General features: G+C 61.2%; 12 protein-coding genes. 8 read left to right on the forward strand and 4 right to left on the reverse strand.

Annotated features, from left to right (window positions below; translation table 11 throughout):
• Nucleotides 1–50: 50 nt before the first annotated feature.
• Both DBAC_RS03380 and DBAC_RS03385 read left to right on the forward strand, forming a co-directional pair.
• Nucleotides 51–1,559, forward strand: a complete 1,509-nt coding sequence (locus DBAC_RS03380; RefSeq protein WP_015772882.1) for a DUF2868 domain-containing protein — start codon at nucleotides 51–53, stop codon at nucleotides 1,557–1,559.
• Nucleotides 1,556–2,962 carry a GTPase/DUF3482 domain-containing protein gene (locus DBAC_RS03385; RefSeq protein ID WP_015772883.1) on the forward strand — a complete coding sequence of 469 codons (1,407 nt, stop codon included), beginning with the start codon at nucleotides 1,556–1,558 and terminating at the stop codon, nucleotides 2,960–2,962. Before DBAC_RS03380 ends, DBAC_RS03385 begins: the two co-directional genes overlap by 4 nt.
• On the opposite strand, the gene DBAC_RS03390 is transcribed toward DBAC_RS03385, so the two are convergent.
• The 3 genes from DBAC_RS03390 to DBAC_RS03400 are packed head-to-tail and all read right to left on the reverse strand — an operon-like array spanning nucleotide 2,959 to nucleotide 6,519.
• Entirely contained in the window at nucleotides 2,959–3,693 is a 735-nt protein-coding gene (locus DBAC_RS03390; RefSeq protein ID WP_015772884.1) for a 16S rRNA (uracil(1498)-N(3))-methyltransferase, read from the reverse strand. The two genes, DBAC_RS03385 and DBAC_RS03390, sit on opposite strands and share 4 nt — an antisense overlap.
• Nucleotides 3,694–4,776, reverse strand: coding sequence for a glycine cleavage system aminomethyltransferase GcvT (gene gcvT / locus DBAC_RS03395; RefSeq protein WP_015772885.1), 1,083 nt, complete (start codon nucleotides 4,774–4,776; stop codon nucleotides 3,694–3,696).
• A 30-nt stretch (nucleotides 4,777–4,806) separates the two neighbouring features.
• On the reverse strand, nucleotides 4,807–6,519 hold the full coding sequence (locus tag DBAC_RS03400; RefSeq protein ID WP_015772886.1) for a hypothetical protein: 1,713 nt from the start codon (nucleotides 6,517–6,519) through the stop codon (nucleotides 4,807–4,809).
• Nucleotides 6,520–6,719: 200 nt separating this feature from the next.
• Between DBAC_RS03400 and DBAC_RS03405 the strand changes: the two genes are divergently transcribed.
• Together DBAC_RS03405 and DBAC_RS03410 are read left to right on the forward strand one after the other, a co-directional pair.
• The gene (locus DBAC_RS03405; protein WP_015772887.1) at nucleotides 6,720–7,748 is read left to right on the forward strand and encodes a GAF domain-containing protein; all 1,029 of its coding nucleotides are present in this window, start codon (nucleotides 6,720–6,722) and stop codon (nucleotides 7,746–7,748) included.
• Nucleotides 7,749–7,764: 16 nt separating this feature from the next.
• Complete coding sequence (locus DBAC_RS03410) at nucleotides 7,765–8,790, forward strand: rod shape-determining protein (protein ID WP_015772888.1); 1,026 nt, start codon at nucleotides 7,765–7,767, stop codon at nucleotides 8,788–8,790.
• On the opposite strand, the gene DBAC_RS17595 is transcribed toward DBAC_RS03410, so the two are convergent.
• The gene (locus DBAC_RS17595; protein WP_015772889.1) at nucleotides 8,787–9,308 is read right to left on the reverse strand and encodes an NUDIX hydrolase; all 522 of its coding nucleotides are present in this window, start codon (nucleotides 9,306–9,308) and stop codon (nucleotides 8,787–8,789) included. The two genes, DBAC_RS03410 and DBAC_RS17595, sit on opposite strands and share 4 nt — an antisense overlap.
• A gap of 25 nt (nucleotides 9,309–9,333) precedes the next feature.
• Here DBAC_RS17595 and rimI point away from each other — a divergent pair, with 25 nt between their 5' ends.
• The 4 genes from rimI to DBAC_RS03435 are packed head-to-tail and all read left to right on the forward strand — an operon-like array spanning nucleotide 9,334 to nucleotide 11,871.
• Complete coding sequence (gene rimI, locus DBAC_RS03420) at nucleotides 9,334–9,792, forward strand: ribosomal protein S18-alanine N-acetyltransferase (protein ID WP_015772890.1); 459 nt, start codon at nucleotides 9,334–9,336, stop codon at nucleotides 9,790–9,792.
• Entirely contained in the window at nucleotides 9,780–10,448 is a 669-nt protein-coding gene (locus DBAC_RS03425; RefSeq protein WP_015772891.1) for an O-methyltransferase, read from the forward strand. The genes rimI and DBAC_RS03425 overlap by 13 nt, the downstream gene beginning before the upstream one ends.
• On the forward strand, nucleotides 10,408–10,893 hold the full coding sequence (locus DBAC_RS03430) for a peptidylprolyl isomerase (protein WP_015772892.1): 486 nt from the start codon (nucleotides 10,408–10,410) through the stop codon (nucleotides 10,891–10,893). The genes DBAC_RS03425 and DBAC_RS03430 overlap by 41 nt, the downstream gene beginning before the upstream one ends.
• A gap of 3 nt (nucleotides 10,894–10,896) precedes the next feature.
• Complete coding sequence (locus DBAC_RS03435) at nucleotides 10,897–11,871, forward strand: YheT family hydrolase (protein ID WP_015772893.1); 975 nt, start codon at nucleotides 10,897–10,899, stop codon at nucleotides 11,869–11,871.
• The last annotated feature ends 78 nt before the right edge of the window (nucleotides 11,872–11,949 follow it).

Genomic DNA, 11,949 nt, shown 5'->3' on the forward strand with positions numbered 1-11,949 from the left:
TGACAAGAGCGCAATTTTTGCCCTGCTCTCTCTTTTGCCAACAGGCCTGCGTGCTGGTAAGGCTGCTGGTCATGAAACACGGCATGCGGCTTGGCGACTATCTCGACCTTGAATGGTTCCTGGAAAAGGACAGGATTCTGGCTCCCGGAGAAATCCTGGACCGGGATCGAAAAATCGGCCTGGCGGCCAAAGCCGAGGCCGTGCCTTTGAAGCTGCACGCCGCATACTGGCTGGAACATCGCCGGCGCGCGGACGCCGGGGGGCTGCCTTCGCGTTCGCTACGCTCGGTCCTGGTCGTACTGCGCCTTGTGTTCGGGTTTGGCGGCCTGCTGGCGGGCATATCCCTGGTGCGTGCGCTGCTCCTGTATTCGGGCGTTCAGCCGGTCAATGTCTCCGTTTTTCTGCTGCTGGCGGTCTTTCCCCAGGCCGGGCTCAGCCTCCTTGCCGCAGGGCTCCTGGCATTGAGAAGGCTGCGCCGGAACGAATTTCACATTCCGCTTCACTTCGTGTTCGATTTTATTTGGCGCAGACCAGGCAAACTTTCGCCCCAGGCCGGATTTATCCGCGCTCTTTTTCTGCAGCGGGGCTGGCCGGCGCGGATGCTGGGTTGGGAGAGCCTGCGAATCATGCATCTGGGCGGCGTTTGCGTGGCTTTCGGCTCTGCGTCGGGGCTTGCGCTCAGTGTCGCGGTCACGGATCTGGCATTCGGCTGGCAGTCGACCCTGCAGGTCGGGGCGCAGGGCATGCATAGCCTCGTCTCGACTCTGTCCGCGCCGTGGTCCTGGCTGCCTGCGACGTGGGGGTTGGTGCCGACCCTGGTCCAGATCGAGGGCAGCCGCATCATCTTGAAGGATGGCATCGAGGCCCTGGCCAGCGCGGACCTTATCGCCTGGTGGCCATTTTTGTGCATGTGTCTGATGGTTTACGCCCTGCTGCCCAGATTTCTCTTGCTGGTGTCGGCCCACTGGATGCTGCGTCGCGCGGAGCAGCGGTTTGTCCATCCTGACCTTGGGCGCATCCTTGATCGCATGCAGGCGCCGCTGCTCGGCTCGGCCAGGGCAGGAGAGACCCCGTCCGCGCCCTTGCCCCTTGGCGTCAAGCCGGCCGCGGGCGCGGAGCAATCCGGCCTGCAGCCCCAGGGCAATGTCGGCTGCGTGCTGGTTTTGCCGCCGGAGCTTGTGGGCCGGATCGGAGATGATCTTCTCTTTGACCTGACCCGGCGGGTCTGTGGGTATCCCGCTGGGCGCATCATTTCCGCTACCCTTGATCCGGATGATGTCCGGCAGGTGCTGGAAGACTGCGCCGGGCTGGACTGGGCCGGCGGGTTTGAGCGTTTCGTGGTGCTTGTCGAGGCCTGGCAGCCGCCCATCCGGGAGAACCTGCAGGCCCTCACGCTGCTTGGGCAGGCGGACGGGCGGCGCCTGATTCTTGTTTTTTGCGGCCGCCCGTCCGGCGGAAACTGGCTGACCGCCCCCGATGACGCCGAGCGGGAGGTCTGGACCGATGCCATCGCGCGTCTGGCACCGCTGCGCGTCGATATTTTTGGAGCAACCACATGAAGTCCATGCCCGTTTTTGCCGTTATCGGTCATCCCAACGAAGGAAAATCCTCCGTGGTGGCCACCCTGGTCGAGAACGACCAGATCCGCATCAGCCCTCGGCCGGGCGAGACCGTGGAGTCCATGACCTACCCGGTCAGCATCGACGGACAGGACGTCATCGCCTTCGTGGACACCCCCGGTTTTCAGAACCCCGTGCAGACCCTGGGCTGGATGCGAAAATTCCGGGGGCCGGAAAGCGAGGTTTTCGCGGCGTTTCTGGCGGAATTCAGGGACGATCCGGGCATGGCTCACGAGTGCGAATTGCTGACTCCGGTGCGGGACGGGGCCGGGATCATCTATGTGCTCGACGCCTCACGGCCTCTGCGCCAGGTCGACAAGGCCGAGATGGAGATTCTGCGCCTGACCGGCAGGCCGCGCATGGCCATCCTCAACTGCAAGACCGGCGAGGAGCAGTTTCTGGAGGAATGGAAGACCGAGCTGCGCAAGCATTTCAACATGGTGCGGACCTTCAACGCCTTGCGTGCGACCTTTGCCGAGCGCATGCGCCTGCTCGAAAGCCTGCGCGCGCTGGAACAGGACTGGGAGGACGCGCTGGGGCTGGTGGTGGATGCCTTTGTGCGCGATTGGCAGCGCAGGAACGCGGAGTGCGCTGCCCTGGTCTGTGATTTCCTGCGGCGGGTGCTCGGCATGGTCGAGACGGCGCAGCTTGCCGATCCGGAGCGCAGGGCCGAAGTGGAGGCCCGCCTGGTCACGCGTCTGGAGGAGAGGATCCGGCGGGAGGAGGAGCTGCTGCTCGAGCGGGTCTGCCAGCAGTTTCGCCATGACAGCCGTTCCTTTGTGCTGCCGCAGCAGTCGGTCCTGCGTCAGGATCTTTTTTCCCGCACCACCTGGACTGTTTTTGGCCTGAGCAAGGGCAAACTCGTGGCTGCGGCCGTAGCCGCCGGAGGAGCGGCGGGAGTTGCGCTGGATCTGGCCACGCTGGGCAGCAGCCTGGGGCTTTTTGCCGCAGTGGGCGGAGCCACCGCCGGCCTCGCGGCCCTGCTTCAGGGAGAGCGGCTGGTGCGTGGCAAGGTGCTGGGGCTGGGCATCGGACGACGCAGCGTGCAGGTCGGTCCGCTGGACACCGTGCAGTGGATCTTTGTTCTGCTGGACCGCTTTCTGCTGCATTATTGGTACGTGATCCACTGGTCCCATGCCTGGCGGGGTGAGGATTTCGTGCCGGCGACCATCGACGAGGGTGGCAAGCAGGGCTTCAGCAGCATCTGGAGCCGGGAGGCGCGGGGCCTTTGCGCAGAATTCTTCAAGGTCAGCACCGCAGGCGATGACTCCAGGGCCATGACTCTTGAAATGGACCTGCGCCGCTTTCTGGAAGAGGAGCTGGAACGGATGTCCAGGCTTTAGGGGGCTTGCCTGTGCTGCTGGGCGGCCCAGAGGTGCAGGGACAGGACCAGGACGGCGGCGGTCTCGAAGCGCAGGATGTTCGGACCAAGCCCCACCGGGGCAAAGCCGTGCTCCCGGAAAAGATCGGCTTCCTTTCGTTCCAGGCCGCCTTCCGGCCCCAGTACCGCGATGCTGCCCCGGCGATGGGCCAGCAGCGTGGGGTCGACGAACCCGTTCTCTTCCTGTTCCCAGCACAGCACCTTGGATCCGAGATCAACGGCGGCGCTGATGACGTCGGCGGGTCCTGCAAAGGTCCGGATTTGGGGCAGCCGGCTCGCGCCGCACTGCTTGGCCGCAGCCGTGAGCTGCCTTTCCCATCCGTCCTTGCCTTCTTGGGGCACCTCGCCCTGGGAGCGGGCCGCCTGCCATAGCCAGACCTCCGCCGCGCCGAGTTCCACCGCTTTTTCCAGCAAAAAACCCCGCCGCAGCCCCTTGGACCAGCCCACGGCCAGGATCAGCGGGCAGGCCGGGGCGGGGGCTGTCTGCTCCGACAGGCGCTGGAGACTGGCGCTTTTCTTGGACAGATCCCGGATGCAAAAAATACCCCATCGGCCCCGGCCGTCAAAAAGGCGAACCGATTCCCCTGCCTTGGCGCGCAGTACGCGGGTCAGGTGGTGGAACTCTTCCCCTTCGAGGGAAAAAGGCTCCCGCCACAGGGCGGGAGCCAGATAAAAGGAATTGAGACGCGCCACCTAGGCCAGCTTCCTGCGGGCCGTGCCCGCGGTGTAGAAGGGCATGTCCACGCGGACGGCTTCAAGGGTGGTCCGGGGCCCCTTGATCGTAAACGACTCCGTGTCGGCCATGTCCGCGCGCACAAAGGCCATGGCCACGCAATAGCCGAGGCTGGGCGCGATGGAGCCGCTGGTGACCATGCCGACCTTCTCCTCGCCGGCATAAACCTCGTCGTAATGGCGGGCGCTGCGGCGGCCGTCGATACACAGGCCGATCAGCTTCTCGCGCACGCTGCCAAGGCCTGATTTGCCGATGTAATCGGCCTCGCTCTTGAGCATGCCTCCGTAGCCTGCCTCCACCGGGGTGTGGTCCATGTCCAGGTCCTGGCCGTAGAGGGGCAGCCCCACCTCAAGGCGCAGGGTGTCGCGCGCGCCAAGGCCTGCCGGGCGGACAGCTTCATCGGCCATCAGCTTCTCCCACAGCACCTCGGCCTTGCCCCAGGGCAGGTAGAATTCGCAGCCCAGTTCGCCCGTGTAGCCCGTGCGGCTGACAATGACCTTGAATCCTTCGAATTCCACTTCACGGAATCCGAAATAGCCAAGGCTGTTCCAGTCCGCGGGCATGATGCGGGCCAGCACGTCAAATGATTCCGGTCCCTGCAGGTCGATCTTGGCGATGTCGAAGCTCTGGTTGACCAGGGTCAGGTTTGCCGGGAGGTGACTTTTGATCCAGGCGAAATCGGAATCGATGCATGCGCCATTGACCACGAGCATGTATTTTTCCGTGTCCAGCCGGTAGACGATGAGGTCGTCGAGCACGCCGCCCTTTTCGTTCAGGAGGAAGCCGTAGCGGCACTTCCCCGGAGCAAGCGTGGCCAGGTTGTGGGTCACGACAGAGGCCAGGGCTTCGGTCGCGCCGTGCCCTTCGAGCAGGAACTCTCCCATGTGGGAGATGTCGAAGATGGACGCCTGACTTCTGGTGTGTTTGTGCTCTTCAAGGATGCCGACATATTGGACAGGCATGTCCCAGCCCGCGAAAGGGACCATTCTGGCCCCGTTGTTCTTGTGCCAGGCATGAAGAGGGGTGGTCAGCAATTCGGACATAGGTGTTTCCCGCTGTTAAATGGTGATGAGTTACGCTTCGGCTTTTGTCTTGCGTATGGCTTTGAGTTCGTCAACCAGAGAGACCAGCCTGCGGTACAGTTTTCTGATCATCATCCCGTTTTTGGTCAGTTGATCTTCTTTTGGGGTCATGTAGGCCTTGATCAGATAGCGGTCGTTGAGCATGGACTCGGAAAAAAAGATGGCCTTTGTGACCAGCGGCTCGAAATAATGGGCGAATTCAAATCTGAGGTCGGCCAGGACCGCGGTGCTCAGGCGCAGCATTTCCAGGTAGGAGATTTTTTTTCCTTTGTAGATACGGTCCTTCAAGTCTTCGAATTCTTTGATTTTTCTGGCCTGCTTGATGTAGCTGAACGTGGTCCAGACCTCGTGGTAGAGTTCGTGGTGCTCGCTGAATTCTTCGGCAAGGCTTGGGTCGCCCAGGTACCCGTCCAGCACGCGCACGATCTCGGCATAGAATTCATCCGAATATCCGATCATGCGCCGCTGATGTTTGCCGAGCCACGAGTGCAGGAACTTGAGGCGCTTTTCGTGGGTCTCGGTGTTCTCGACGATGTCGTTTTTCTTGTAGACCACCCGGCCGACAAACTCCCCGCGCACGATATCGTTGAGTTTGAGGCTCATGGTGTAGGTGTCTTTGAGCAGGTTGACGGAGGTGCAGACCTCCCCGGTCAGGGGGTGGATGATCTCTTGCCTCCAGACGGACAGGGCGCGGTCCTGGCGGACGTTGTTGGCGTCGAACTTGTGCTGGCGGTAGACCACCCGCAGGATGACGGTGCGCCGCTTGCGGTCGAAGAAGTAGCCCCCTTTGTCCAGATAATCGAGGACGTCCATGCCGCGAATTTCCACGGGAACCAGGGCGACTTTCTCCACCCGCGGATAGGCGTGTCCGGATTGAGTACTGAAAATGGAGGTCAGGGTCCGGTCCGATTGGCCAAGAGCCTTGACCAGGAATTTTTCTCCCATCTTGTGCAGGCGCCTGGCAAAAATGGCGGCCGAGGTCTTGCGTTCCGAAGAGATGGGGTAGCCGTACAATTCCATGAGAAACTGGTACACGAATTCGCGGTTGTTTTCGTAAACGAGATTGTCGTTGGGCTTGAATTTGCGGCTCCTGAGCCCGAAACGCTTCAGTTCCGTGTCCAGGTCCGAGGGCAGGGACGCATAGATTCCGGAGAGGTAGAACTGTCCGTCGCAGTCCAGCGAAAGGACATGGGCGCGGTCCATGCGGCTTAAAAAACCGATGAGCAAGGAATAGGAGGAGATGTCTGAGATCTGGTGATCCCTGGTCGCCTCCTTGAATTCCTCGCGCATTTCCTTGGACATGTGGGCCAGAAAACAGGCCAGGTTCTTGCTGTGCAACGAGGCTTCCAGCACGCAGCTGTTCCCCAGCACCCGGCAATCAGGGTCGCGGCAGGTATGCAGCAGGTCGAACTGGAAAATCTCATTGAAGTAGTCCAGGGATCGCCCGAGGGCGACCATGGAAAACCCCGGAAGCTCCGGGAATTCAGTCAAGGAGGGCTCAAACGAGGGCAAAAGGTCTCTGGCGTCGACCATGGGATAGCCCTTGATCTCGGTGTAAGGCTTGAGCAGGCAGAATTTGATATGGATGAAATCCAGCAGACGACGAAGGTCATCCAGGTCACGCAATGGCGATTTCGGCAGCAGATGCCCGTTTTTCAGGGCTTTGAAGGCCGGGATTTTGGAGAACGCGTTTTGCCATTTCATGCGGATGCCAACTATCTCATTGTGTTTGTTACGGTAGTGTGTAGACTATTTTTCATGTTTTGCGTTGCCAGTAAACAGGATTTTCAGCTTGAGCTGCCGGCCCTTCCGGAGGTTGAAGAGCTTTCCCCTTGCCTGTATGTTGGAGTCTTTGCGATGAAGCGTGTTGTAAACCATAGGCACGCCGTGCGAGCGTTTATCCCATGACCATGAAATATCCTTCCCTGGACAGATTGCTGGAGAGCATCGGTAGCGTTTTTGACGCCTATTCGGTGGTTCTCTTTTGCCGCAATTCCGCCGGGACCTTTGATCTGACCACCTCGTTCAGTCTCGGGGATTCCATCCGCAAGGGCACGAAGATCGAGCAGGGCCAGGGCCTGGTGGGCTGGATTCTCAAGAACAACTCGCCGCTTGTCGTCGAAAAATTCGACGAGAAGAACACTTTTCTGGGCTACTATGGCGCAGAACAGGACGAGCAGATCAAGGTTTTCGTGGGCTGCCCCCTGCCCGGCGGGAGGGGTGCCCTGTGCATGGACAGCAAGAAGACCTACGCCTTCACCTCCAAGGATCAGCGTCTGTTATCCCTCTTTGCCGTGGTCGTGGCCGCCATCATCGAAGATGTGGGCGAGGGCGGGGTCTCCAGCCGCGAACAGGCCCTGTATCGTGTGCTGCAGCAGGTGTACGCCTTGCGTGAGGCGCATCCCAAATGGACGGACTTTTTGAACCGCTATCTGGCGCTTCTGGCCGGGGCCAGCGGTTACGAATACGCCTTCCTCGTGGTCAGCGACGAATGGGGAAACAACTACCTCCTTGAAGGCAGCAACAAGCCCTTCATGCCCGAAAACGTCTCCGCGCGGCAGTCATTCAGCACGGGCAGCGGACTTTTGGGCTGGGTATTCAAGAAGAACCAGTCGGTCTTTTTCGGCGACGGCAAGAGCGAGCTGGGGCGCACGCCTCTTTTTGGCCGCGATATCCCGGGCCCGGTCTTGAACACGCTCATGGCCTTCCCCTTGAAAGTGCATACCCGTTGCCGGGGCGTTCTGGTCTTCGGGGATCGCGAAAGCCGCGTCATCAGCGCTGAAATCAAGGATTTTGCCAACATGGCCGCGGATTATCTGGCTCTTTTTCTGGAGAATCTGTATCTGAGGAACAAGGTCAGGCGTTTTGCTCCTCCAAGCGTTACCGACCCGGGCGACGCCCCCGATTTCGACAATTCCGATTACCACCCTTAAGTCAGGCAGGGCGAATATGTTTTTCAGCAAGCTTTTCGGTTTTCTGGGCAAAAATCTGGCCATGGACCTCGGCACGGCCAACACGCTCCTGTACTCTCCCAAGGACGGGATCGTGCTCAATGAGCCTTCGGTGGTGGCCCTCGACATCCGCAACGACGCCATTCTGGCCGTGGGCCGGGAAGCCAAGGAATATCTCGGCCGCACCCCGGAACGCATCCGCGCCGTGCGCCCCCTGAAGGATGGAGTCATCGCCGATTTCGAGGTCACCAAGGTCATGATCGCCTATTTCATCAAGAAGGTCATAACCGGCATGCGCATCGTCAAGCCGCGCATGGTCATCTGCGTGCCTGCGGGGATAACCCAAGTGGAGAAGAGGGCGGTCATCGAGTCGGCGCTGCAGGCCGGCGCGCGGGAGGTCAAACTCATTGAAGAGCCCATGGCGGCGGCCATCGGCGCGGGTCTGCCCATCCACGAGCCCAGGGGGAACATGGTGGTCGACATCGGCGGCGGCACCACCGAGGTGGCGGTCATTTCGCTTTCCGCCGTGGCCTATTCCGAATCCGTGCGCATTGCCGGGGATGAGCTCAACGACGCCATCCAGCGTTACGTGCAGGATGAATTCCAGCTTCTGATCGGCGAGAACATGGCCGAGGCGGCCAAGATCCATATCGCCTCCGCCGTGCCCCTGCCCGAACCCCTGCAGTACCGGGTGGCGGGCAAGAACCTGGTCGACGGCAACCCCAAATCCATCATCCTGAACGACTCCCATGTGCGCGAGGCCATCAAGGAGCCTGTGGCGGCCATCGTCGCGGCCGTGCGCAGGGCCCTGGAAAAGACTCCGCCCGAGCTGGTCGCGGACATCGCCACCAACGGCCTGCTCCTGGCCGGCGGCGGGGCGCTTTTAAAAGGCCTGGACAAGCTCATCACGCAGCAGAGTTCGCTCATGGTGCATATCGACGACGATCCCTTGACCACCGTGGTGCGTGGGACAGGGCGGTCTCTTGAGGACGAGGCGTGTTTTTCGAAGGTCTACATCAACTAGCTTCGGTCCGGGTGATGCAGGCGGGCGTTCCATACGGTCAGAAGCGCCGGGGAGAGCTGGTCCGGGTAGGATGCGGCCAAGGCGCCAAGTTCGTCCGGGTCCACGGCCAAAAAAGAGAGGTCCTGCAGCAGGAGCCGGGTGTCTTGGCTTGAAAGCCCGGCGGAAAAGACCTCCACGATTTCGTTGCCCGTTCCCGCCCCTTCGGTCAGGGTCAGCGCATGCCGCAGATTTCCGGTCAGGTCGGCCGCAACGGGGGGCAGATGCCGTTCGGCGGCCTCCTCTGCGGCCTCTTTGGCCCCGATGTGCCCGCAGCCCACGATGTCCCAGCGCCCCGGGTACAGGGGATGGCTTTTGCTCAACCTGCGCAGCATGAGGCGGCCTTTGACATCCGTCAGCATGAGCAGAAAACCCCTGTGCTTTAGTCCCTGCAGATGGACCTGCTCCGAAGCCATGATGGCCAGGGGCAGGTTGTTTTCGTCCACGACGTAGATTTTTTCCAGGCCTGTTTCCAATGACATGAATTTCCGCTGTTACGAGGTGTGAATGGTTGAGCCGGGTCTTGAGCTGCGTCTCTTGGGTCCGAAAGATGCTTCGGCGCTGGCCGCCCTGGAAGCCCAGGTCTTTGCCGACGCCTGGGACGCGGAGCATTTCCGGGCGCTGCTGGGGCAGGACCGTTTTGTGGCCGTGGGGGCTTTTGACCATGCCGGGTTGTGCGCGTATCTGACAGCGTACAGTGTGGCGGGTGAGCTTGAAATAGTCAACGTGGCGGTGGCCGCCGAGCTGCGCGGGCAAGGAATCGGCCGGTCGCTGCTGCTTTTTTTTCTGGAGCAGGGGCGATTGCGCGGCGCAGCCCGCGCTGTTCTTGAGGTCCGCAGCGGCAACGCTGCTGCCAGGGCTCTTTACGCGAGCTGCGGTTTTGTGCAGGTGGGGGTGCGCAGGGCGTATTACGCCGACAGTGGCGAGGATGCCCTGGTGCTGGAGTGGACGCCGTGCCCAGACTGATTAAAGATCCGCAGGCGTATTTTCGCGCCCTGGTCCCGGACCGGCCGCAAGGCGATCTGCTGCTGGCAGCGGCGGCCGCCCAGCGCGGGGTGCCGGTCATCGGGCCGGTCATGGGCAGCCTGCTTGCGCTTTTGTGCCGGGTCATGGGCGCGGTGCGCGTGCTCGAGCTGGGCTCGGCCGTGGGGTATTCCACGGCCTTTCTGGCCCGGGCCATGCGGGACACGGGCGGCTTTGCCTTGAGCGTGGACATGCACGAGGCACACTGCCGGGAGGCCCGCGCCAACCTTGCGTCTTTCGGGCTTGGCGAGCGTTGCGCCGTGCTGTGCGCCGACGCCCGTGCTCTGCCTTTTGGGCGCGCAGGCTTTGATCTGGTTTTTCTGGATGTGGACCAGCGTTACTATGCAGAGCTTGAGTCCGTCTGTTATCGCCTGCTGCGGCCCGGTGGGCTGCTGGTCGCGGACAACACCGCCTTTGCCGACGCCGATGCCTTCAACATGCTGATTCAGGACGGCGGGCGCTGGGACGCGGTCAATATTTACGCATTTTTACCGAATCATGCGCCGGAACAGGACGGAATCTGTCTGGCGCGCAAGAAACAAACAGGAGAAGCAAAAAATGATAGTCATGGAAACTTCCAAAGGGACGATGAAGATTGAACTTTTCGCGGACAAGGCCCCTGTGACCTGCGAGAACTTCCTTCATTACGTGCGCGAAGGCTTTTACGACGGCACGATCTTTCATCGCGTCATCCCCAACTTCATGATCCAGGGCGGCGGGATGACCGAGACCATGAGTGAGAAAAAGACGGGCAAGCCGATCAAGAACGAAGCCGACAATGGACTCAAAAACCAGCGCGGCACCCTGGCCATGGCCCGCACCCAGGCTGTGGACAGCGCGACCTCCCAGTTCTTCATCAATCTGCGCGACAACGTGTTTCTGGATCACGGTTCGCGGGATTTCGGCTATTGCGTGTTCGCCCAGGTGGTCGAAGGGATCGAGGTCATGGACGAGATCGCGGGCGTGCCCACGGGCAGCTTCGGATTTCACCAGGACGTGCCCAAGGAGCCGGTTATCATCACCCGCGTCAGCGTAGAGGAATAACAGGTGGTGCGGCTTGCGACCGCGTTTCCCTTTTCCTCGGGACATGTGCAGACCCTTTTTCCGCCTTTCTTCCGCCCCATGGCGGACGCGTGCTACGAGCGGGAGCGCTTTGAGACATCGGACGGCGATTTCGTGGATCTGGACTGGTCCCGGGGAGACGGGAGCGAAGGCCTTGCGTTCATCTTGCACGGCCTGGAAGGACACTCCAGGCGCAAGTACGTGCTCGGAATGGTCAAGGCTGCGCGCGAGCACGGACTTGACGCCGTGGCCATGAACTTCAGGGGCTGCAGCGGGGAGCCGAATCGCAAGGTGGCCATGTACCATTCGGGTTGGACCCGCGACCTGCATGAGGTCCTGCTCATGATTGCGTCCATGGGATGCTACCGGAGCGTGGACCTAGTCGGATTCAGCCTCGGGGGAAACGTCGTTCTCAAGTATCTCGGGGAGGATGCATTGATCATTCCCCAAATTGTGCGCGGGGCCGCGGCCATATCCGTGCCGTGCGACCTGGAGGATTCGGCCCGGGCTCTGGCGCGTCCCCAGTGCGCACTCTATACCCGCTATCTGCTTGACCAGTTGCGAAAGAAGATTATTGAAAAGAGTCGGCTTTTTCCGGGAGCGCTTGACGTGAAGGGCGTGGAGAAACTGCGCACCTTTCGCCAGTTTGACGACCGCTTCACGGCTCCCCTGCACGGATTCCGCGACGCGCTGGACTACTGGCGCCGCTCCAGTTCGCGGCAATATCTGTCCGGGATCGATCGGCGGACCTGTATCATCAATGCCGCCAACGATCCTTTCCTGGGGCCGGGCTGCTTTCCTCATGACGAGGTCCGCGCCAACGAAAGCCTCACCCTGTTTACTCCCCCGACCGGCGGGCATGTGGGTTTCGTGGGTTCGGGCCGGGGCGGGATGTACTGGTCGGAATGGATGACCATGCGATTTTTGCTGCAACGGCCCGCCGCGCGCGTGCAGGAATGAGGCTCCGGTTGCACCTGCGTGGACAGATGTGCAGCCTCTTGCGCGTCGCCGTTCTGTGCAAGATTTTTTTCCTTTCCG

Origin of the sequence: Desulfomicrobium baculatum DSM 4028, assembly GCF_000023225.1 — a bacterium.
GTDB lineage: Bacteria > Desulfobacterota > Desulfovibrionia > Desulfovibrionales > Desulfomicrobiaceae > Desulfomicrobium > Desulfomicrobium baculatum.

Coding starts and splice junctions, on each gene's coding strand:
- DBAC_RS17595 (WP_015772889.1), bottom strand. CDS start 9,308: ATGTCATTGGAAACAGGCCTGGAAAAAATCTACGTCGTGGACGAAAAC.
- DBAC_RS03400 (WP_015772886.1), bottom strand. CDS start 6,519: ATGAAATGGCAAAACGCGTTCTCCAAAATCCCGGCCTTCAAAGCCCTG.
- DBAC_RS03410 (WP_015772888.1), top strand. CDS start 7,765: ATGTTTTTCAGCAAGCTTTTCGGTTTTCTGGGCAAAAATCTGGCCATG.
- DBAC_RS03385 (WP_015772883.1), top strand. CDS start 1,556: ATGAAGTCCATGCCCGTTTTTGCCGTTATCGGTCATCCCAACGAAGGA.
- DBAC_RS03430 (WP_015772892.1), top strand. CDS start 10,408: ATGATAGTCATGGAAACTTCCAAAGGGACGATGAAGATTGAACTTTTC.
- gcvT (WP_015772885.1), bottom strand. CDS start 4,776: ATGTCCGAATTGCTGACCACCCCTCTTCATGCCTGGCACAAGAACAAC.
- DBAC_RS03405 (WP_015772887.1), top strand. CDS start 6,720: ATGACCATGAAATATCCTTCCCTGGACAGATTGCTGGAGAGCATCGGT.
- rimI (WP_015772890.1), top strand. CDS start 9,334: ATGGTTGAGCCGGGTCTTGAGCTGCGTCTCTTGGGTCCGAAAGATGCT.